Origin of the sequence: Streptomyces sp. NPDC058579 (assembly GCF_042718575.1) — a bacterium.
Classification (GTDB): domain Bacteria; phylum Actinomycetota; class Actinomycetes; order Streptomycetales; family Streptomycetaceae; genus Streptomyces.
Genome location: NZ_JBHXPI010000003.1, coordinates 163,967 through 185,455, shown reverse-complemented (window position 1 = coordinate 185,455; position 21,489 = coordinate 163,967). Strand labels below are relative to the sequence as shown.

At 72.3% G+C, this 21,489-nt stretch carries 18 protein-coding genes; 7 read left to right on the top strand and 11 right to left on the bottom strand.

Annotated features, from left to right (window positions below):
• Positions 1-211: 211 nt before the first annotated feature.
• The gene (locus ACFWRO_RS06110; RefSeq protein ID WP_384504922.1) at positions 212-1,066 is read left to right on the top strand and encodes a hypothetical protein; all 855 of its coding nucleotides are present in this window, start codon (positions 212-214) and stop codon (positions 1,064-1,066) included.
• A 3-nt stretch (positions 1,067-1,069) separates the two neighbouring features.
• Here ACFWRO_RS06110 and ACFWRO_RS06105 read toward each other — a convergent pair whose 3' ends face one another.
• The 5 genes from ACFWRO_RS06105 to ACFWRO_RS06085 form a co-directional block, all read right to left on the bottom strand.
• Positions 1,070-2,227 carry a serine hydrolase domain-containing protein gene (locus ACFWRO_RS06105; protein WP_384504920.1) on the bottom strand — a complete coding sequence of 386 codons (1,158 nt, stop codon included), beginning with the start codon at positions 2,225-2,227 and terminating at the stop codon, positions 1,070-1,072.
• 109 nt (positions 2,228-2,336) lie between these two features.
• Complete coding sequence (locus tag ACFWRO_RS06100) at positions 2,337-2,804, bottom strand: NUDIX hydrolase (RefSeq protein WP_384504917.1); 468 nt, start codon at positions 2,802-2,804, stop codon at positions 2,337-2,339.
• Positions 2,805-2,813: 9 nt separating this feature from the next.
• The gene (locus ACFWRO_RS06095; RefSeq protein WP_384504914.1) at positions 2,814-3,308 is read right to left on the bottom strand and encodes an HPP family protein; all 495 of its coding nucleotides are present in this window, start codon (positions 3,306-3,308) and stop codon (positions 2,814-2,816) included.
• The gene (locus ACFWRO_RS06090) at positions 3,305-4,165 is read right to left on the bottom strand and encodes a pyridoxamine 5'-phosphate oxidase family protein (protein ID WP_384504911.1); all 861 of its coding nucleotides are present in this window, start codon (positions 4,163-4,165) and stop codon (positions 3,305-3,307) included. The genes ACFWRO_RS06095 and ACFWRO_RS06090 overlap by 4 nt, the downstream gene beginning before the upstream one ends.
• Before the next feature lie 43 nt (positions 4,166-4,208).
• Complete coding sequence (locus tag ACFWRO_RS06085) at positions 4,209-4,664, bottom strand: VOC family protein (protein ID WP_384504909.1); 456 nt, start codon at positions 4,662-4,664, stop codon at positions 4,209-4,211.
• Between the two features lie 118 nt (positions 4,665-4,782).
• Between ACFWRO_RS06085 and ACFWRO_RS06080 the strand changes: the two genes are divergently transcribed.
• From ACFWRO_RS06080 to pepN, 5 genes are all read left to right on the top strand, one after another.
• Positions 4,783-5,325 carry a CGNR zinc finger domain-containing protein gene (locus tag ACFWRO_RS06080; RefSeq protein ID WP_384504907.1) on the top strand — a complete coding sequence of 181 codons (543 nt, stop codon included), beginning with the start codon at positions 4,783-4,785 and terminating at the stop codon, positions 5,323-5,325.
• 197 nt (positions 5,326-5,522) lie between these two features.
• Positions 5,523-8,840 (top strand): S8 family serine peptidase, encoded by a 3,318-nt coding sequence (locus ACFWRO_RS06075; RefSeq protein ID WP_384504904.1) that lies wholly within the window; start codon positions 5,523-5,525, stop codon positions 8,838-8,840.
• A gap of 181 nt (positions 8,841-9,021) precedes the next feature.
• On the top strand, positions 9,022-10,038 hold the full coding sequence (locus tag ACFWRO_RS06070) for an aspartate-semialdehyde dehydrogenase (RefSeq protein WP_384504901.1): 1,017 nt from the start codon (positions 9,022-9,024) through the stop codon (positions 10,036-10,038).
• A 148-nt stretch (positions 10,039-10,186) separates the two neighbouring features.
• A complete protein-coding gene (locus ACFWRO_RS06065; RefSeq protein WP_384504898.1) occupies positions 10,187-11,473 on the top strand; it encodes a TerD family protein in 1,287 nt (428 codons plus the stop codon).
• A 52-nt stretch (positions 11,474-11,525) separates the two neighbouring features.
• Positions 11,526-14,108 carry an aminopeptidase N gene (pepN, locus tag ACFWRO_RS06060; RefSeq protein WP_384504895.1) on the top strand — a complete coding sequence of 861 codons (2,583 nt, stop codon included), beginning with the start codon at positions 11,526-11,528 and terminating at the stop codon, positions 14,106-14,108.
• Positions 14,109-14,243: 135 nt separating this feature from the next.
• On the opposite strand, the gene alc is transcribed toward pepN, so the two are convergent.
• The 4 genes from alc to ACFWRO_RS06040 form a co-directional block, all read right to left on the bottom strand.
• On the bottom strand, positions 14,244-15,389 hold the full coding sequence (alc, locus tag ACFWRO_RS06055; protein WP_384504892.1) for an allantoicase: 1,146 nt from the start codon (positions 15,387-15,389) through the stop codon (positions 14,244-14,246).
• A gap of 65 nt (positions 15,390-15,454) precedes the next feature.
• A complete protein-coding gene (locus tag ACFWRO_RS06050; RefSeq protein WP_384504888.1) occupies positions 15,455-16,375 on the bottom strand; it encodes a LysR family transcriptional regulator in 921 nt (306 codons plus the stop codon).
• A gap of 35 nt (positions 16,376-16,410) precedes the next feature.
• Entirely contained in the window at positions 16,411-17,361 is a 951-nt protein-coding gene (locus ACFWRO_RS06045) for a DMT family transporter (RefSeq protein WP_384504885.1), read from the bottom strand.
• 26 nt (positions 17,362-17,387) lie between these two features.
• Positions 17,388-18,332 (bottom strand): EamA family transporter, encoded by a 945-nt coding sequence (locus tag ACFWRO_RS06040; protein WP_384504882.1) that lies wholly within the window; start codon positions 18,330-18,332, stop codon positions 17,388-17,390.
• Positions 18,333-18,437: 105 nt separating this feature from the next.
• On the opposite strand from ACFWRO_RS06040, the gene ACFWRO_RS06035 reads away from it, so the two are divergent.
• Positions 18,438-18,953 (top strand): MarR family winged helix-turn-helix transcriptional regulator, encoded by a 516-nt coding sequence (locus tag ACFWRO_RS06035; protein WP_384504879.1) that lies wholly within the window; start codon positions 18,438-18,440, stop codon positions 18,951-18,953.
• A 94-nt stretch (positions 18,954-19,047) separates the two neighbouring features.
• Here ACFWRO_RS06035 and ACFWRO_RS06030 read toward each other — a convergent pair whose 3' ends face one another.
• Both ACFWRO_RS06030 and malQ read right to left on the bottom strand, forming a co-directional pair.
• A complete protein-coding gene (locus tag ACFWRO_RS06030; protein ID WP_384504876.1) occupies positions 19,048-19,284 on the bottom strand; it encodes a hypothetical protein in 237 nt (78 codons plus the stop codon).
• A gap of 20 nt (positions 19,285-19,304) precedes the next feature.
• A complete protein-coding gene (malQ, locus tag ACFWRO_RS06025) occupies positions 19,305-21,434 on the bottom strand; it encodes a 4-alpha-glucanotransferase (RefSeq protein ID WP_384504873.1) in 2,130 nt (709 codons plus the stop codon).
• Between the last annotated feature and the right edge of the window lie 55 nt (positions 21,435-21,489).

Sequence of the window (21,489 nt, the reverse complement as noted above, 5' to 3'; positions counted from 1 at the left end):
GGCGCGGGCCCTGGGGGCGCCGGGGTGTGCGGGGGGCGCGGGCGCGATGGGCGTGCGCCCGTCGGGGGCGGCGCTCATGGTGCGCGCCGCCCACGACGAACAGGGCCTATTCGGCACTCGAACGTGCGTACTTTAGGGCGAGGTTGTCCCGGTTTGGCGACGCGCTTGTAACAGCGGTTAGTGGGGGGTCGGGGAGCGGAAGACCCCCGGCATGAACCAGAACACCCCCATCACCCCCCGGCCCCTCCCCCTCACCACCGACCGGCTGCGGGCCGCGCTGCTGCACGCGCACCGGCCCGGTGGCGCGCCGGCCGCGCGGGAGGCCGAGGCGATGATCACCGGGCTCGCCGCGCTCACCCTGCACCGGTTCTCCTCCGCTCCCCCGCTGCTCGCCCTGGACCGGATCGACGTCCTGGTCCCCCGCACCCGCCGGCTGCGCTCCACCAACTCGGTCCGGGTCGTGCGCGCGCAGGACATGCCCGAGCCGCTGTACCTCTCCGGGGTTCCCGTCGCGCCGGTCGCCCGGGCGCTCGCCGACGCGGTGTCCGCGCTGGCCGACGCGGCCACCGTGCGCGCGCTGCTCACCGAGGCCGTACGCGGCGGGCACTGCGAACCCGGCACGGTGGTACGGGAGTTGAACCGCGCCCGGCTGCTCAACCGGCCGCACGTGGTGGACGCCGTCGACTCGCTGCTCGCGGAGGGCCGCGGCATCGCGGAGGAGCGACTGTACGAGATGGTCCGGGAGTTCGGGCTCCCGGACCCCATGTGGAACGTGGACCTGCGACTGCCCGGCGGCCCGCACCTCGGCGGCCTGGACGCCTACTGGCCCGACCAGGCCGTGGCCGTGGAGCTGGACACCCGGGCGCCCCGGCAGGACGACGACGCGCTCTGGTCGGAGTACACCCGCAAACGCGAGCACCTGGAGCGGCTCGGCATCACGGTCGTCCACATCACCCCGCGCAAGCTGCGCGAGGCGATGGACCAGCAGGCCACCGTGGTCCGTACGGCCCTGATGGCCGCGTCGGACCGGCAGCCCGCCGCGTACGTCGTCGTCCTGCCCCGGTGAGGGTCAGCTCTTCGGAGCGGTACCGCAGAACTCGGCCTCGATGACGGTCTGGCTGTCGCCCGCCCAGTCCGCGTTGAAGTTCATGGCCAGCGAGTGCCCGCCGTCCCGGGTGGCGACCGCCTCCGAGGAGGAGCCGTGGATGCCCCCGCCGTGGCCCCAGACCTCCTTGCCGCAGCTCAGCTTCTGCCGCATCAGCCCGAGGCCGTAGTGGAACTCCGGGGCCTCGGCGCTCATGGGCACGGCCCGCGTCATCTCGCGCATCTCGGCCCTCGGAAGCAACTTCCCCTTGAGCAGGGCCCGGTAGAACGTCTGCAGATCGTTGGAGTCGGAGATCATCTCGCCCGCCGCGTACGCGAGGGACGGGTTCAGCTCGGTGACGTCGTGGACCGTCGTCGCGTTCGGGTCGATCGAGAGCTTCGAGTACGCCCGTGAACTCGGCTGCGACACCGTCGTCTTCGTCCCGGGGACGCTGGTCGCCCGCAGCTTCAGCGGCTTGACGATCCGCCGCTCGACCTCCTTGCCGTACGGGCGACCGGTCGCCTTCTCGATCACCATGCCCGCCAGGACGTAGTTGGTGTTGGAGTAGTTCCAGGCGGTGCCGGGCGCGAAGTCCGGCTCGTGGGCCATGGCGACGGCGACGAGCTGCTCCGGGGTCCAGGTGTCGTAGCGGTTCTTCAGGAACTCCTCGCTGAAGACCTTCTGCTGGAAGCCGGGGTCGGAGGTGACGCTGTAGATGCCGCTGGTGTGGTTGAGGAGCTGGCGCACGGTGACCTTCCGGCCGTCGTGACCGTTGCCGCGGACCACGCCCGGCAGCCACTTCTCGACCGGGTCGTCGAGGTCGAGCCGGCCCTCGGCCTGGAGCTGGAGGAGGACGGTGGCCACGAAGGTCTTGGTGATCGAGCCGACCCGGTAACGGTCCTGGCCGCCGCGCTCGCCCGCCGTCCCGGTCCAGCCGGTGCGGCCGGACCGAGCCTGGGCCACGGCCCCGGGCACCCCTTCGGCGACCGCCGCGTCGAGGGCCCGCTGGGTGGCGGTGTGGTCGGGCTTCTTCGGCGCGGTGGCTGCGACGGCGGGCGCGGCGAGCGCACCGGCGGTGAGCGCGGCCGCGGCGGTGGCGGCCGTCGCGGCGAGGAGGGTGCGGGCGAGGCGTGCGGTTGTCATGCGGGTCCCCTGTTCATGTACGTGCGTACTGCCGGTGTACTGCGGTCGCGGGAGGGGACTCCGGAGGCGGGGCGGAAGGTTGAGCGGGTCTGGTCCGGTTGAGCGATATTCAGCCGTTCGCCGGATCGGCGAGGCGGGAGCGGCCGACGGGCGGGCGTTCGCGCCACAACTGCAGCCCGATGTCGACGAGTTCGACGCGGTCGAGGTCGGGGACGGAGGCGAGGGGGTGCCAGGCGGCGAGGTCGGTGGAGCCGCCGGTCTCGTTGCGCAGGGAGCCGCCGGTGACCCGGGACTCGTAGATGATCCGCAGGCCCTGGAAGTCGCCGGGGCCGCCGAGCCTGCGCAGCCAGCCGCGCCGGATGGAGTCGATGCCGAGCAGGGCGACCGGCTCGGTCAGATAGCCGGTCTCCTCCTCCACCTCGCGTACGACGGTCTCCACCGGCTCCTCGCCGTGGTCCATCCCGCCACCGGGCAGCGTCCACCGCTTGGCGCCGGCGCGGTCCACCCAGCGGGCGAGGAGCACCTCGTCGTCACGGACACACACGGCGTAGGCCGCCACCCTCAACTCCTGTTTCATGGAGTGAGGTTAGAACCAGTACGTGGGGTACGTCCGCCCCGTCGCGCGGGCGCCCGCGAGGCCGACGGCGACGAGCAGCACGCTGGCGAGGGCGAGCAGTGCGAGGAAGGTCCAGAACGGCGGATTCTGGAGGGTGACGATCACGGCCGTGGCGGCGGCGGGCGAGTGCGGGGTGCGGGCCGCCATCATGACGCCGAGCGCGAGGCCGCCGGCGAGTGCGGCGCCCCAGAGGGACGGCCCTGTGAACAGGAGGACTGCGAAGCCGGTGAGCGCGGAGAGGAGCTGGCCGCCGACGACCGAGCGGGGCTGGGCCAGCGGCAGGTCGGGCGCGCCCGCCACCAGCGCCATGCTGGCCGCCAGGGGCGGGATCAGGAGCGGCTGATGGAGGGCGGTGCCCACGGCGACCAGCGCGAGCAGCGCGGTGACGCTCACGGTGGTCGCGAGGGCCACGGTCCTGGGGTGCGGTCGGGCGGGTGGAGTGGCGGGCGGGGTGGCTGTCGTCATGCGGGGTCCAGGGGCGGGTTGGCGGGTGAGAAGTCGGGGTCCGACCAGCGCAGGGGGCTCGCGGACGGGGACTCCACGATCCGTTCGATCAGGAGGCGAGTGGTGCGGTCGCCGTCCTGGCCGTACGCGGTGTGTGCCGTGCCGGACAGCTGGAGCGTGGTGCCGGTCCGCCAGTCGAGGAAGAGCAGGCCCGCGCGGCTGTCGGCCTCCAGGTTGCCGAGGGTCAGGAACATCGCGTTGCCGGGGTAGTCCCGCCAGCTCAGTTCGGTGGGCGACTCGACCGTCACGAAGCCGGGGAAGCCGCCGCGGTGGCTCGCGTCCATGCCGTCGGGGGCGGTGGTCGCGATGAAGAAGGTGTCGGCGGCCCGGACGAAGTCCGCCTGGGCCTCGGTGAGCGCGGTGCCGTGGCGCGGGGCGCCGGGCGGGGTGGTGAGGTCGGGCGCGTACAGCTCGCGCTTCTGGATGTACTTCGGGCAGTTGGAGAAGACCTGCTCCGCCTCGACGGTGAAGCCGCGGGCGCTGGGGCGGGCGATGCCGTTGAGGCGCATGCGGCGGCGGGTGCGGGGGTCGAGGGCGATCGTCCCGACGGGGTCGGGGCCCGGGCCGGGCGGCGGGGCCGCCACGGAGATCGTGTGCGGGCCGGTCGCCCGGGCGAAGCCGGGGGTGCCGGTCAGGAGCGAGCTCCAGACCTGGCCGTCGCCGTCGGCCGCGGCGAGCACCAGCATGGGCTGGAGCTCTAGGAACGCGGCGGCGATGGGGCGGATGCCGTTGGTGATGGAGCGGCCTACGTGGGCGGCGATGTCGGCGACGCCGACGCGTTCCTGGATCGCGCGGGAGCCTGCGTTGTAGGCGTCCATGGCATGAGCCTTTCGTGCGCGGGGCCGTCGTCTACGAAGCCGTCTAGAAGAAGCCGCAGGTCGGGGCGCCCTCCGTCGGGGCATGTGTGTCCTCGCCGCCCGTGGGGGCGAAGATTTCGAGGCGGGTGCCGTCCGGGTCGTGGAAGAAGATGCCGCCCGAGGCGCCGCCCTCGGAGTGGGGGACCACGCCCTCGTACGCGAAGTCCGTGCCGCGCGCCTTCAGGGCCTCCTCCGCCGCCTTGACCGCCTCGATCGACTCGGCCTCCCAGGCGAGGTGGTGCAGGCCCGCGCGGCCGGAGTCGTACGCCCCCTCCGCCTGCTGCCAGAGCGTGAGGACGAGCTGTCCGGCCTGGCCCAGGAACGCGTACCGGCGGCCCTCCTCCTTGCCCTCGCCGAGGACCTCGAAGCCCAGTACGTCCCCGTAGAACCCGAGCGAACGCTCCAGGTCCGTGACGTTGAGCCCCACGTGGTTGGTCTTCAGCGTTCCGATCGCCGCCACGGCGATTCCCCTCTCATCGGACGAGCTAACCATTGATGATTACTTTAGAGGTTAGGGCGCGGTCGTGCAACCGGTCACGTAATCTTGAGGGGTTAGTTCAGCGAGGAGGGTGCCCGTCATGACCGTTTCCGATCCGCGGCCCCTGGTCGGCGAGCCCGTCTCGCTCGATCTGCTCAACACCCGCTGGATGATGGACGGCGTACGCCAGGACCTGCTCACCGACACCGACGGCCTCGCCGTCTGGCTCGGTGCCAACGGGCTCGACGCGCGCTTCACCGCCGACGCGACCACCCTCCGCCACACGCTCACCGCCCGCGAGGCCCTTTCCGGCCTGGTCGACCGGCCCGGCGACCCCGACGCCGTCGCCCGCATCGACGCCGTCCTCGGGCACGGCCGCATCCGCGCCACGCTCACGGCCGAGGGGCCGGGCGAGCTGCCGGAGTTCGCGGACCACGCGTGGGGCCCGGGGTGGACCGCCGCCCGCGACTACCTCACCCTTCTCCGCACCGCGCCCGACCGCATCCGGTCCTGCGCCCACGAGGCGTGCATCCTGCACTTCTTCGACACCTCGCGGAACGGCACCCGGCGCTGGTGCTCGATGGCGATCTGCGGCAACCGGGCCAAGGCCTCCCGCCACTACGCCCGTACAAAGGAGAACTAACCGGCGGTAAGCGGGAGTCGGCTCGTCCTGTTTGACGGTGATACGTCCTCTGTGGCGGATCGCGCCCGGTGGCGGATGTGCGCCATGACCACATCCCGCCGTTTCCAACTCTCCACAAACCCCTGTCACTTGCGAAAGGCTGAGCGGTCATCCGGTACCGGAATCCGGACCCTCTTCTTTCACAAACAGGGATGTAAATGACCACCCCCGAAACTCAGAGCTCCATATCCGGGCGCTCGACCTCCGGGCACAGACGCGCAGCCCGGATCGCCGCCGCCGCGGGACTCGTCACCGCGCTCATCGCGGCCGGCGCCGCGCCGGTCCTGGCCGTCGACGCGCCGGCCACCACTCCCCCGGTCAAGTCCGCCGGATCCGGCGACAAGCTGGGCCCGACCGACGCCCAGCGCCTCAGCGAGGCCGAGGCGACCGGCGAGAAGAACGTCACGATCCTCGTGGCGACCGCCCCCGGCTCCACCGAGCAGGTCGCGGGCCAGCTCGACGCCGTCCAGGGCGCCTCGGTCGGCCGGCAGGACGACAAGCTCGGCTACGTCCGCGCCACGATCCCGACCGCCAAGGCCGAGGCCGCCATCAAGGCGGCCACCAAGCTCTCCACGGTCCAGGCGATCGACCTCCAGGCCGAGATCCCGCTGGACGACCCGACCCCCGACGCCGGCACCGCCGGCGCCGTCGAGGGCACCACGGTCGCCAAGACGTACCCGGCGCCGGGCAAGAAGACGCCGGCGAAGAACCCGTACAACCCGTCGCACGAGACGGGCGCCGTCGACTTCGTCGAGGACCACCCCAAGGCCGACGGCCGGGGTGTCACCATCGGCATCCTCGACTCCGGTGTGGACCTCAACCACCCGGCGCTGCAGAAGACCACCACCGGCGAGCGCAAGATCGTCGACTGGGTCACCGCCACCGACCCGCTGACCGAGGGCGACGGCACCTGGCGTGCCCAGATCACCCCGGTCGCTGGCCCGGTCTTCACCGCCTCCTCGCAGTCCTGGAAGGCGCCCGCGGGCTCCTACCAGTTCAGCCGCTTCAACGAGGCGGTCACCGCGGGCGGCGACCCGGCCGGTGACATCAACCGCGACGGCGACACGGCCGACCTCTTCGGCCTGCTGTACGACCCGGCCACCGGCACCGTCCGCGTGGACACCGACCAGAACAACGACTTCACGGACAACGCGCCGATGAAGCCGTACAAGGACGGGAACCAGGTCGGCTACTTCGGCACCGACAACCCGGCCACCGAGGTCGTCGAGAAGACGCCGTTCGTCGTCGAGATCCGCAAGGACGTCGCGATGGACCCGCTCGGCGGGACCTGGGTCGGCAAGAAGGCCGACTTCGTCAACATCGGCGTCGTCGAGTCCTCCCACGGCACGCACGTCGCCGGCATCACCGCCGCCAACAGCCTCTTCGGCGGCAAGATGAACGGCGCGGCGCCCGGCGCGAAGATCGTCTCCTCGCGCGCGTGCACCTGGACCGGCGGCTGCACCAACACCGCCCTCACCGAGGGCATGACGGACCTCGTCGTCAACCGCGGCGTCGACATCGTCAACATGTCGATCGGCGGCCTGCCAGCGCAGAACGACGGCGACAACGTCCGCGCCCGTCTCTACACCCGGCTGATCGACCAGTACGGCGTGCAGCTGATCATCTCGGCCGGCAACAGCGGCCCGGGCATCAACACGATCGGCGACCCCGGCCTGGCCGACAAGGTCGTCTCGGTCGGCGCGGCGATCTCCAAGTCGACCTGGGCCGCCAACTACGGCTCGGCCGTCTCCAAGTCGTACGCGATGTTCCCCTTCTCCTCGCGCGGTCCGCGTGAGGACGGCGGCTTCACCCCGACCATCACCGGTCCGGGTTCGTCCGTGAACACCATCCCGACCTGGCAGGCGGGCTCCGGCGTTCCGGAGTCCGGCTACCCGCTGCCGGCCGGTTACGGGATGCTCAACGGCACCTCGATGTCCTCCCCGCAGGTCGCGGGCGCGAGCGCGCTGCTGCTCTCGGCCGCGAAGCAGAAGCGGATCGAGGTCGACCCGCTGACCCTGCGCACCGCGCTCACCTCGACCGCCCAGCGGATCCCCGGTGTCGCGGCGCACGAGCAGGGCTCGGGCCTCATCGACATCAACGAGGCCTGGGAGTCGATCAAGGACGGCGCGACCGCCCACGACTACAAGGTCCAGGCCCCGGTCGACACCGCGATCTTCCCGGCCCCGCACACCGGCACCGGTGTGTACGACCGTGAGGGCGGCCTCAAGGTCGGCCAGAAGAAGGTCTACGACGTCACCATCACGCGCACGAACGGCCCGAACCGGCCGATCGAGCACGAGCTGGACCTGAAGTACAACGACGGCACCTTCCGGATCCTCGGCGACGACGAGATCGACCTGCCGCTGAACCAGCCGGTGACCGTCAAGATCCAGGCGAAGCCCACCTCCGCCGGTGTGCACAGCGTGATCCTGGAGGCCGACGACGACCGCACCGAGGGCGTCGACAAGCAGATCCTCGCCACCTCGGTCGTCGCGTCCGACCTGGCCGCGCCCGGCTTCGGCTTCTCCGGGACCGGCTCGGTCCAGCGCAACGCTCACAAGTCGTACTTCGTGACCGTTCCGGAGGGCGCCAAGACCCTTGAGGTCGCCCTCGGCGGTCTGAAGGAGAAGAGCCAGACCCGGTTCATCTCGATCCACCCGTACGGTGTGGCCTTCGAGTCGACCGCGTCCAACGTGTGCTACCCGCACTACAACCCGGGCAACGGCTGCCGCGCGGACCTGCGTTCGTACGCCAACCCGACGCCGGGCGTCTGGGAGATCGAGGTCGAGGCGCGCCGCACCTCGCCCGACCTGGACAACCCGTACAAGCTGGACGTCTCGGTGCTCGGCGCCGAGTTCGACCCGGCCACGCAGACCGTCGCCGAGGCGAAGGTCGGCACGCCGGCCGCCGTCGAGTGGACGGTCACCAACAAGTTCGCCGGCATCGAGGGCAAGCTGAAGGGCGGCCCGCTGGGCTCGCTCAAGGCCGAGACGCCGACGATCAAGCACCACGAGCAGCAGATCAAGACCGTCACCATCGGTGAAGGTGTCGACCGGCTCGACGTGGCGATCGGCAACACCTCGGACAAGGCCGCCGACCTGGACCTGACGGTCCTGCGCGACGGTGTCCAGGTGGGCCAGGCCGCGGACGGCGACTCGGAGGAGGCCGTCTCGCTCGTCAAGCCGGCCGCCGGCACCTACACGATCGTGATCGACGGCTACTCGGTGCAGGCCGAGGGCGGCACGACCTTCGACTACAAGGACGTGTACTACTCGGCAGCGCTCGGCAGCGTGCAGGTCGACGCCGCCAAGAGCTACCCGCTGGCCAACGGCGCGAGCGCCAAGGTCGGTGCCGAGGTGGTCGTCGCCGGTGCCGCGCCCGAGGGCCGGCAGTTCTTCGGCGAGGTCCAGCTGGTGAACGCGCGCGGCACGGTCGCGGGCGCCGGCAGCGTCGTGATCGGCAAGGTCACCCCGTAACACCGCGGTACGCGTGACATACGCGTGAGGGGCGGGCGCCGGAACCGGTGCCCGCCCCTTCTCCGTCTCCGCGTACGTTCCCGGATCCGTCCCGATCCTCGGACAATGGATTGGACAAGGCGGGCCGGGACATACGCATCATGGACGGCAGCAGCCTGCACAAACGTACGGAGGAGTCCCCGTGAAGGTCGGAATCGTCGGAGCCACCGGTCAGGTCGGCACAGTCATGCGCAAGATCCTGGCCGAGCGGAAGTTCCCAATCGACGAGCTGCGGCTCTTCGCCTCCGCCCGCTCCGCCGGCACCGTCCTCGACGGGGTCACGGTCGAGGACGCCTCCACCGCCGACTACACGGGCCTGGACATCGTCCTGTTCTCCGCCGGCGGCGCGACCTCCAAGGCCCTCGCCGAGAAGGTCGCCTCCCAGGGCGCGGTCGTGATCGACAACTCCTCCGCGTGGCGCCGCGACCCCGAGGTCCCCCTGGTGGTCTCCGAGGTCAACCCGCACGCGATCAAGGACCGCCCCAAGGGCATCATCGCCAACCCGAACTGCACCACGATGGCCGCGATGCCGGTCCTCAAGCCGCTCCACCAGGAGGCCGGCCTGACCGCGCTGATCGCCACGACCTACCAGGCCGTCTCCGGCTCCGGTGTCGCGGGCGTCGCGGAGCTGCGCACCCAGGCGTGCGCCGTGGCCGAGAACGCCGACCAGCTGGCGTTCGACGGCGAGGCCGTGGAGTTCCCCGAGCCGGCCGTCTACAAGCGCCCGATCGCCTTCAACGTCGTCCCGCTGGCCGGCTCGATCGTCGACGACGGCAGCTTCGAGACCGACGAGGAGCAGAAGCTCCGCAACGAGTCCCGCAAGATCCTGGAGATCCCCGAGCTGAAGGTCTCCGGCACCTGCGTGCGCGTCCCGGTCTTCTCCGGCCACTCGCTCCAGGTCAACGTCCGCTTCGAGCGTCCGATCAGCGTCGAGCGCGCGTACGAGCTGCTCAAGGACGCCGAGGGCGTCGAGCTCTCCGAGATCCCGACCCCGCTCCAGGCGGCCGGCAAGGACGCCTCGTACGTGGGCCGCATCCGCGTGGACGAGACCGTCGACAACGGTCTGGCGCTCTTCCTGTCCAACGACAACCTGCGCAAGGGCGCCGCGCTGAACGCGGTGCAGATCGCGGAGCTGGTCGCGGCGGAGCTGAAGGGCTGACGCCGATCCGTACCCGAGGGGCGGCCGTCCGGGAGGGCGGCCGCCCCTTCGGCGTCCCGTGGCCCCCGTGGCCCGGCCGGTCGGTCACGGCCCGGCAGAATTCGGACAACGCGTTCGAAGCCGGGCCGGTGGGTGACAGGATCCGAGCATGACCCAGTTACCGAAGGGCGCCCACCTCCCGGTGCCCGCCCAGGCGCTCCAGGTCGCCGTCGCCTGGCGGGCCGTCGCCGGCGGGCCCGACGTGGACGTCTCCGCGCTGCTGCTCGACGGCAGCGGGCGGGTGCGCGGGGACGGGGACCTCGTCTTCTACAACCACGTCGAGCACCCCTCCGGCACGGTACGGCACCTGGGGAAGTCGGCGCCGTGCGCGCCCGGCGGCGCCGCGGCGGACTGGCTGTGGCTGGACCTCGCGCGCGTGGAGCCCGCGATCGGCCGGATCGTGATCGCCGCCTCCACCGACGGCGGGACGTTCGGGCAGCTGCCCGGTCTGGACGTCCGGGTCACGGACCTCTCCGGCGCGCCCCTGGCGTACTTCGCGCTCGGGGAGGCGGCGGGCGAGACGGCGTTCGTCTTCGGCGAGTTCCTCCGGTGGGAGGGCGGCTGGCTGTTCCGCGCGGTGGGTCAGGGGTACGCCGCCGGTCTCGCCGGGCTCGCGACGGACTTTGGCATCGTTGTCGAACCACCCCCGGCCCCGATCCCGGGCCCGGGCTACGTCCCGCCGGTTCCGGGGCCGGGACCGGCATACGGCAGCCCCGTACAAGGCACGGTGTACGGCTCCCCTGCCCCGCTCGTCCCGGCCCCCGCGTACGGCTCCCCGGCCCCGGTCCCGGCGTACGCCGCAGCCGTCGCCCCCGCCGCCCCCTTCGGCGACCCCCTCTTCTCCTCCTTCCGGCCCTCGACCCACCAGGGCCGGGGGAAGGAGACCGTGCGCTGCGATCCCGCGCTCCCGCCGGGCTGGGTGCTCCTGGAGATCGAGTCGAACCACTCGATCTCCACCACCATCGAGTCCTGCGACTCCCGCGGCCGCGCCGAGGGCTTCCTGCTCATGGCGTACGAGGACGAGGTCCGCGCCCGTACCGTCGCCGTCGTCCCGCCTGACCGGCCGCTGACGCTGCGGGTCGACGCGGACACCCCGTGGACGCTGCGGGTCCTCCCCCTCAGCCACGCGCGCCGCTTCGACAGCCACATCGAGGGCCACGCCCACGACCTCGTCGTCTACGAGGGACCGCCCGCGGTCCTCGACTTCCTGCACCGCGGCCAGGCCAACTTCACCGTCCACCGGCACACCCCGCCCCGGGAGCCCGAGTACGACGCGGAGGACCAGGAGCTGCTGGTCGACGAGGTCGGCGAGGTCCTCGTCAGCGTCCCCGTGCCCGGCCCCGGGCTGCTGCGGATCAGCGGCGACGGCCCTTGGAAATGTGCCGTGCGACGGTGAGCCACGGCGTGGAAGGATGGCCCAAACGTCACGAAACCTAGGAGATGACCGGGTGCCTGGCACAAACCTGACCCGTGAAGAGGCGCAGCAGCGGGCGAAGCTGCTGACCGTGGACGCGTACGAGGTCGACCTCGACCTCTCCGGTGCGCAGGAGGGCGGCACCTACCGGTCCGTCACCACCGTCCGCTTCGATTCCGCCGAGGCCCACGCCGAGACCTTCATCGATCTCGTCGCCCCCGCCGTGCACGAGGTCGTCCTCAACGGCCACGCGCTCGACGTCGCCGCCGTCTTCCGCGACTCGCGGATCGCGCTGGCCCATCTGCAGCAGGGCCCGAACGAGCTGAAGGTCGTCGCGGACTGCGCGTACACGAACACCGGTGAGGGCCTGCACCGCTTCGTCGACCCGGTCGACGACCAGGCGTACCTCTACACCCAGTTCGAGGTGCCGGACGCCCGTCGCGTCTTCGCCTCCTTCGAGCAGCCGGACCTGAAGGCGACCTTCCAGTTCACCGTGAAGGCGCCGAGCGGCTGGACGGTGATCTCCAACTCGCCGACTCCGGAGCCCAAGGGCCCCGATTCGACTGTATGGCACTTCGAGCCCACCCCGCGCATCTCGACGTACATCACGGCGCTCATCGTCGGCCCGTACCACTCGGTGCACTCCACGTACGAGAAGGACGGGCAGACCGTCCCGCTCGGCATCTACTGCCGTCCGTCGCTGGCCGAGTTCCTCGACTCGGACCACATCTTCGACGTCACGCGCCAGGGCTTCGACTGGTTCCAGGAGAAGTTCGCGTACGACTACCCCTTCGCCAAGTACGACCAGCTCTTCGTGCCGGAGTTCAACGCGGGCGCGATGGAGAACGCGGGCGCGGTGACCATCCGCGACCAGTACGTCTTCCGCTCGAAGGTGACGGACGCGGCGTACGAGCGCCGGGCCGAGACGATCCTGCACGAGCTCGCGCACATGTGGTTCGGCGACCTGGTCACCATGGAGTGGTGGAACGACCTGTGGCTGAACGAGTCGTTCGCGACCTTCACCTCGGTCGCCTGCCAGGCCTCCGTGGAGGGCACCCGCTGGCCGAACGCCTGGACCACCTTCGCCAACGCGGAGAAGACCTGGGCGTACCGGCAGGACCAGCTGCCGTCCACGCACCCGATCATGGCCGAGATCAACGATCTCGAGGACGTGCTGGTCAACTTCGACGGCATCACCTACGCCAAGGGCGCCTCGGTGCTCAAGCAGCTGGTGGCGTACGTCGGCCAGGACGAGTTCTTCAAGGGCGTCCAGGCGTACTTCAAGGCGCACGCCTTCGGCAACACGCGCCTGCCCGACCTGCTCGGCGCTCTCGAGGAGACCTCGGGCCGTGACCTGAAGGCCTGGTCGAAGCTGTGGCTGGAGACGGCCGGCATCAACATCCTGCGCCCGGAGATCGAGACCGACGAGAACGGTGTGATCACCTCCTTCGCGGTCAAGCAGGAGGCCCCGGCGCTGCCCGCCGGCGCCAAGGGCGTGTCGACGCTGCGTCCGCACCGGATCGCGATCGGCTTCTACGACCTGGACGCGGCCGGCAAGCTGGTCCGCTCCGACCGGCTCGAGCTGGACATCGAGGCGGCCGAGCTGACCGCCGTACCGCAGCTGGCGGGCAAGCCCCGTCCGGCGGTCGTGCTGCTCAACGACGACGACCTGTCGTACGCCAAGGTCCGCCTCGACGAGGTGTCCCTGAAGAACGTGACCGCGCATCTCGGCGACTTCGCCGAGTCGCTGCCGCGCGCGCTGTGCTGGGCCTCGGCCTGGGACATGACCCGCGACGGCGAGCTGGCCACCCGCGACTACCTGGACCTGGTCCTCTCCGGCATCACCAAGGAGAGCGACATCGGTGTGGTGCAGTCGCTGCAGGGCCAGGTGAAGGCCGCCCTCGACCTGTACGCGGCGCCTCAGTGGCGGGCGACGGGTCTGGCGCGCTGGACGGCGGCGGCGCAGGAGCAGCTGCGGGCGGCGAAGCCGGCGAGCGACCACCAGCTGGCGTGGGCGCGGGCGTTCGCCGCGACCGCGCGGACGGACGCGGACCTGGACGTCCTCGCCGGGCTGCTCGACGGCAGCGTGGTCATCGAGGGCCTGGCCGTGGACACCGAGCTGCGCTGGGCGTTCGTGCACCGGCTCGCGGCGACCGGCCGCTTCGACGAGCCGGAGATCGCGGCCGAGCTGGCGCGGGACAAGACCGCGGCGGGCGAACGGCACGCGGCGACCGCGCGGTCGGCGCGTCCGACGGAGGCCGCCAAGGCCGAGGCGTGGGCGTCGGTCGTGGAGTCCGACAAGCTGGCGAACGCCGTGCAGGAGGCGGTGATCGGCGGCTTCGTCCAGACCGACCAGCGTGAGCTGCTCGCCCCGTACACGGCGAAGTACTTCGCCGCCATCAAGGGCGTCTCGGAGACCCGCAGCCACGAGATGATCCAGCAGATCGTGGTCGGGCTCTACCCGACGCTCCAGGTCTCCCAGGAGACCCTGGACGCGACGGACGCGTGGATCGCGGCGAACAACCCGGCTCCGGCGCTGAAGCGCCTGGTGACGGAGTGCCGGGCGGGCGTCGAGCGCGCCCTGAAGGCGCAGGCGGCGGACGCGGCCGCCGCGTAACAACGGCACAGGTGGAAAAGACGAAGGGGCACCCTCCCCCACGGAGGTGCCCCTTCGTCCGTTTCGAGTCCGCTCGGCGGGCGGGCGTCGGTGCGCGGCCGCCCGCCGGGCGGAGACCTTGGGGCTAGGGGCTCGTCAGCCGCCGAGGGCCGTGTAGCGGGCGCGCAGGTCGGCCGCGCCCTGCTCCGTCAGCGCGCCGTGCAGCCGCATGCGGGCGACACCGCCGTCGGGGAAGGCGTCCAGGCGGACGTGGGTGACGACGGCCTGCGCGGGGAGCTTGAAGCGGTGCAGGGTGTCGGGCTGGAGCTTGGTCCGGGGGATGATCTCGAACCACTCCGCGCTTCCCGAGGGATCGCCGTTGCAGCCCTGGAGCGCGATCCAGCCGGCCGAGTTGCCCTTGAGGTACGCGGTGTCGATCTCGACGGCGCGTACGGCACCCTGGGCGGCGAGCCGGAAGCGGACCCAGTCGTTGGTGCCCCGGACGCGGCGGCGGCGGTTCTCCCAGCCGTCGTCCATCTTGCGGGAGGTGCCGGGCAGGATGATCTGGGTCGGCGAGGAGTAGAACTTGTCCGACGCGTCCTCGTACACGCCTCCGTTGAGTACGGAGATCAGGTCGAGGGTGCCGAGCAGCTCCAGCCACTCCGGGTCCGCGACGACCTCGCCGTGGACGCGGAGGCGTGCGATGCCGCCGTCGGGGTGCTGGCAGACCCGTACGTGGGTGAAGCGGCGCTCGACGTCGATCGCGAAGCCGTTGGCGGCGTGGCCGCGCACGGGGGTCGGCGGGACGAGCTCCTCCCACTTCACGTCGTCGGCGAGGAGCTGATCCGGGCTCGGCGAACCCTCGACGGCGGCGGCCTGGATCGACACCCGCTGCGGGTAGTTGCCGCGGAAGTGGGCGGTGTCGACGATGATGCCGCGGATCACGCCGGCGGCGCCGAGGCGGACGATCGCCCAGTCGTGGTCCTCGGGGGCGGGGAAGACGTTCTCGGCGTCGGCGCCGCGGCGGCGGCGGGTCTCCCAGCCGTCCATGATCTTGCCCTTGTGCCCGAAGTGCTCCGGGTCGAAGACGGCGCGCTCGCGGACGAGGAGGTTCTCGCGCTCGGCGAAGAACTCGTCGTTGGCGGCGACGACACCGGCGCCGAGGCGACGGTCGGCCAGGTCGACGAGCTCGGTGAAGGGGAAGTCACCGGTGCGGTAGTCGGCGTACGGGTCGCCGCCGCCGTAGGGGGCGGCGTCGTTGGCGTGCGGGTCGGCGTTCGCGGCGTTCTCGTCGAGGCTCATGGAACGACTGTGCGCTTCCAGGACGCAGCGGGTCCATCGAATGTTTTCGACAGGTGTATTCAGTTCTACTGAACGGTCTCGCGCTGGACGGCCGCCTGCCGGAGCGCGGCGAGAACCCGGGCCACCGCGGGGCCCTCCTCGGCCCCGCGCCGTACCGCCGCGACGACATGACGGCGCGGCTGGTCGGCGGAGAGGACCCGCATGACGACCCCGCGCTCGCCGCGCCGCTCGGCGGAGGCCATCCGGGGGACGAGCGCGACGCCCATCCCGGCCTCGACCATGGCGAGGATGGCGGTCCAGCCCGAGGCGCTGTGGGCCTGTTCGGGGACGAACCCGGCGGCCTCGCAGGCGGCGGTGGTGATCTCGGACCAGGGTCCGGAGCCGCCGAAGATCCAGTGTTCGGCGGAGAGGTCGGCGAGCCGGAGCCCGGGCGCGTCGGCGAGCGGGTGGTCGGCGGGCAGGGCGACGTCGAGCGGGTCGGCGAGGAGCGGGACGCGGCTGAACTTGGGGTCGCGCGCGGAGGGGGCGTGGGCGGCGAGCGAGAGCGCGAGGTCGACGTCGCCGGTGCCGAGGAGTTCGTACGCCTCCGCCGCCTCGGCCTCGCGGACCTTGACCTGGAGCCCGGGGTGGGCGGCGCGCAGCTGCTGGACGGCGGGGACGACGAGGGCGGGGACGGCCGTGGAGAACGCGGCCACCCGCACCTGCCCGGCCTCGCCGCGCAGATAGCCGTCCAGTTCGGCGTCGGCGCGCTCCAACTGGGCGAAGACGACCTCGGCGTGCCGCAGCACGAGGTGGGCGGCGTCGGTGAGCCTGACCCGCCGCCCCTGCGCCTCCAGGAGCTGCACGCCGAGCTGCTTGGCCAGGTTGGTGAGCTGCTGGGAGACGGCCGAGGGGGTCATGAGCAGCGCCTCCGCGGTCGCGGTGACGGTGCCGCGGTCGCGGAGGGTACGGAGGATCTGGAGCTTCTTGATGTCCCACTCGGTCATGGGGCGCAACCTACCCGGCGCCCCACGGGGATCCGTCACGTCCGGGCCCTGGCCCGGGCGGCCTGGGCGCTCGCAAGGGCGACGCCGCCGAGGATCAGGGCCATGCAGGCGCCGCCCAGGAGGCCGAGTTCCTCGCCGAGGAGGGCGTACGAGAGGAGGGCCACGCAGGCCGGCTGGAGGTAGTAGACGACTCCGGCGCGGGCCGCGCCGATCAGGGCGATGGCCTTGTTCCAGGCGAGGAAGGCGACGGCGGAGGAGAGGACGCCGACGTAGACCAGGGGCCCGACCGTGCCGGCCGTGGGCTCGAAGCCGCCCTGGACGGCGAGGCTGACGCTGTACGCCGGGAGCAGCATCAGGGCGCCGAGCACGAAGGTGGTGAAGAGGAAGGCCAGGCCGCCGAGTTCGGCGGGGCGGCGCCTGAGCAGGGCGCTGTACGAGGCGAAGCTGACCGCCGCCGCCAGCATCCACAGGTCGCCCGCCGTGAGCCGGGTGGGCAGGGCGCCCTCGCCGACCAGGAGCAGGACGCCGGCGCAGGCGATCAGCATGCCGGTCACCCGCCGGGCGCCGAGGCGGGCGCCGCCGAGCCGTTCGTACACCGCCATGAGGACCGGGGACGCGGCCATGATCATGCCCATGTTGCCTGCGGAGGTGGTGAGTCCGGCCTGGTTGACCAGGGTGTTGTAGACGGTGACGCCGAGCAGCGCGGCGAGGGTGACGAAGCCGAGGTGGCGGCGGATCAGCGCGCGCTGCCGCCAGGTCTCGCGGACCGCGAAGGGCGCGACGGCGAGGATCGCCACGATCCAGCGCCAGAAGGCGGCCTGGACGGGCGGGACGGAGTCGTGCAGGGCGCGGGAGGCGACGAAGCTGCCGGACCAGACGACCGTGGCGACGAGCGCGAGGAGGAGTCCGACGCCCGCGCCCCGCGCGAGGTGGCGCGGGGCGGTGGGGTCGGTCCCGGCGGTACGGACGTGGTCCAGGAGCGCCACGGTGATCCTTTCGGTCGGGGTGGCCTCTACCGTCGCATCGAGGAAACCTCCAGGTCCATCGAAAGTTTCCGATCGTTCTGTTCAGTTGAGATGAACGATTTGGTGGTGCCCTTCGGGGTACGGGGGTTCAGCTGGCCGAAGAGGGTGGCGCCGAAGGCGATCGCCATGCCGGCGAGCTGGACCGGGCCGAGCGCCTGACCGAGGGCCACCCAGCCGACGACGGCCGCAGTGATCGGCGACAGCGGGCCGAGGAGGGTCACGGACGAGGCGCTGAGCCGCTCGATCCCGCGGAACCAGAGGAAGTAGGAGATCGCGGTGTTGCCGAGGGCGAGGTAGGCGTAGCCGAGCAGGTTCGTGGAGTCCAGGGCGGGCGGGGCGCCCTCGACGAGGGCGGCGATCGGCAGGATCACCAGGCCGCCGGCGGTCAGCTGCCAGCCGGTGAGCGCGAGCGCGCCCACCCCCTCGGGCCTGCCCCAGCGCTTGGTGAGGACGGTGCCGGCCGACATCGAGACCGCCGAGAGGAGTCCGGCGAGCACGCCGACGAGATCGAGGGCGGCGCCCGCCTTCAGGACGACGAGGCTGACGCCGAAGGCGGCGGCGACGGCGGTGAGCAGGGCCCGTACGGTCGGCCGGTCGCCGAGGAGGAGCGCGGCCAGGCCGACCACGAAGAGCGGGCCGACGGAGCCGACGACCGCCGCGACGCCGCCGGGCAGCCGGTACGCGGCGAGGAAGAGGAGCGGGAAGAAGGCGCCGATGTTGAGCGCCCCGAGGACCGCCGCCTTCCACCACCAGGCCCCCCGCGGCAGCTTGCGGGTGACGGCGAGGAGCAGGAGCCCGGCGGGCAGGGCGCGCATGAGGCCGGTGAAGAGAGGCCGGTCGGGCGGCAGGAACTCGGTGGTGACGAAGTAGGTGGAGCCCCAGGAGATCGGGGCGAGCGCGGTCAGGGCGACGACGGCGGCCTTGCGGGACATGACGGGTCCCCCCTTGTCGGAGCGATTGGTGAGCCACTTGCCAGTAAGTAGCTTAGCAATAAGCTACTTACTGGCAAGTGGCTTCCTCGTGAGATGCTTTCGGGCATGGACCGCACAGAACCCGCGACGCACGACGCCGTCGATGCCATCACCGACCAGTGGGCGGTCGTCCGCCCCGACCTGGACACGCTTCCGATGGCCGTCTTCGGGCGGATCTACCGGCTGGCCGGGGCGATGCGCGGCCGGGTCGACAAGGCGTACTCCCCCTACGGGGGCATGTCGCTCGGGGAGTTCGACGTCCTGGCGACCCTGCGCCGCTCGGGAGCGCCCTACACCCTCTCGCCGCGCGAGCTCACCGCCACGCTGATGATCACCACGGGCGGGATGACGGGCCGGCTCGACAAGCTGGAGAAGGCGGGCCTGCTCAGCCGCAGCCCCGATCCGAACGACCGGCGCGGGCTGCGGGTGACGCTCAGCGAGCGCGGGATGGAGCTGGTGGACCAGGCCGTCGGCGCCGGTCTCGCGCAGCAGCGGGAGGCGCTGGAGACCGCGCTCACGCCCGAGGAGGCGGAGCAGCTGGCGGGGCTGCTGCGCAAGCTCCTGGCGACGACGGTGGCCTGAGCCTGGGCGGAGGCCCCAAGCCCGCGCGTACACGCGAGGGCGCCGCGCCGGTACTCATGTACCGGCGCGGCGCCCTCGAAGAGCTATGAGGTCTTCAGGCCTTCTTGGGCCTGTCGGACTTGTCGAGCACCATCACGAGACCGGCGATCACCAGGAACAGCACGATCGGCGCGGCCACGAACAGGCCGACGGTCTCCACGACACTCAGCTTGGGGGCCGGGTCGTCACCGTCGTCGCGGGTCAGCGCGAGCGCGGGAGACGACATGAGCAGCATCATCAGCGTCGTACCGGCCGCGACAGCACCGGCGCGCAGGGCGTTCTTCTTGTCCACGGTGCAAACGTAGCGAACAGCTAAACGGGGCGCGCGTCCGGGGGTGCCGTACGGGACCCGGCGAGGGGGGCGAAGACCTCGAACAGGCGGTGTGCCCGGGGCGAGGCGGCCAGCTCCTCCAGGGTCATCGGCTGCCCCTCCGGGCCCGCCACCGGCAGCCGCCAGTTGGGGTACTGGTCCCAGGTCCCGGGCAGGTTCTGGGGCCGCCGGTCCCCCACCGCGTCGGGCAGCCACACCCCGACCATGGCGGCCGGTGTCCGCAGCAGGAACCGGTGGACGGCCCTGACCTCGGCCTCCTCGTCGCCCGGGCCTTCCGGGAGCAGTCCGAGCCGCTCCAGGCACGTCAGCCACTCGCCGGCCTCCGCCGCGTCCCTTGCGCGCTCGTGTCCCAGGTCGCCGGTGAGCAGCCCGAGCCGGTGGCGCAGGTCGACGTGGTCGCCGGAGAGCCGCGCGGCGGTGGAGGGCAGGTCGTGCGTGGTGGCCGTGGCCACGCAGTCGGTGCGCCACTCCTCGGGGGCCAGCGGGCGGCCCGTGCCCGACCAGTCCCGTTCGAACCAGAGCACGGAGGTGCCGAGCACCCCGCGCCGCGCGAGCCCGTCGCGCACCCCCGGCTCGACGGTGCCCAGGTCCTCGCCGATGACGACCGCGCCGGCGCGGTGGGCCTCCAGGGCGAGGACCGCGAGCATCGCCTCGGAGTCGTAGCGGACGTAGGTGCCTTCGGTGGGTTCGCGGCCCTCGGGGACCCACCAGAGCCGGAACAGGCCCATGACGTGGTCGATCCGCAGCGCGCCAGCGTGACGAAGCAGCTCCCGCAGGAGACCTCGGTACGGGGCGTGGCCGGAGGCGGCGAGGGTGTCGGGGCGCCACGGTGGCAGACCCCAGTCCTGGCCGCGGGAGTTGAAGGCGTCGGGCGGGGCGCCGACCGACATGCCGGCGGCGAACGCGTCCTGGAGCGCCCAGGTGTCGGAGCCGTCGGGATGGACGCCGACCGCGAGGTCGTGGACGATCCCGACCGCCATCCCGGCCTCCCGCGCGGCCGTGCTCGCGGCGGCCAGCTGGCGGTCCGTCAGCCAGGCGAGCCGGCAGTGGAAGTCGACCCGGGCCGTCAGCTCGCCGTCGGCGCGGACGGCCGCGGCGGCCGCGCGCGGATCGCGCAGCTCCTGTGGCCAGGACCGCCAGTGGTGGCCGTGCCGCTCGGCGAGGGCCTGGTAGGTGGCGTGGTCCTCCAGGGCGCGGCCCCGCTCGGCGAGGAAGTCGCGGTACTCGGCGCGCCGGCCGGGGCCGAGCTCCACCGTCGCCACGAGCTCAAGGGCGCGCCGCTTGAGCTCCCACACCGCGTCCCGGTCGATCAACGCGCCCTTGCGCAGCACGCGTTCGCGCAGCTCGGCGGCGTCGGCGAGGATCGCGTCCAGGCGGTCGCGGTACTCCGGGCCGACGAAGTCGTACTCCGGGACGTCCTCGATCCGCAGATGGACGGGGTCGGGGAAGCGGCGGGAGGACGGGCGGTACGGGGACGGGTCGGTGGGCGCCCCGGGCACGCCCGCGTGGAGCGGGTTGACCTGGACGAAGCCGGCGCCGTGCGTCCGGCCCGCCCAGGTGGCGAGTTCGCGCAGGTCGCCGAGGTCGCCCATGCCCCAGGAGCGCGCGGAGAGCACCGAGTACAGCTGGGCGAGCAGCCCGAAGACCCGCCCTTCGGGCCGGTCCACGCGCGCGGGGGCGACGATCAGCGTGCCGGTGTCGCTCCGGCCGTCGGGGGCCAGTGCCTCGATCCGGTGGACGCCGAGCGGCAGGCCGCCCCAGTCGGCGCCCTCGACTCCCTCAGCGCCCTCGACGCCCTCCACGACCTCAGCGCCCTCCAGGACCTCGCCCGACTCGGTGGTCACGCGGAGCCGGGTGCCGGGCGGCAGGCCCTCTGGGGGCCGCGCGGGGCCGTCCTGCCAGCGGACCAGCGTCGGCGGGAGCAACCGGGCCTCCTCGGCCCGCCGCGCGGCCTCCAGGGCGGCGGCGACGGCCTCGGGCGTACCGGCGTCGACGTCGAGGGCGGCGAGCACGGCCACGACCGTGGCGTCGGGCACCTGGACGGTGACGCCCTCGGACGGCTCGTACGCGGTGGCGACGCCGTGGAGGGCGGCGAGGCGGGCCAGGGTCACTTCACACTCCAGAGGTCTGGGTCGGTGGTGGACCTCGCCTGCGGCCCGGCGCGGC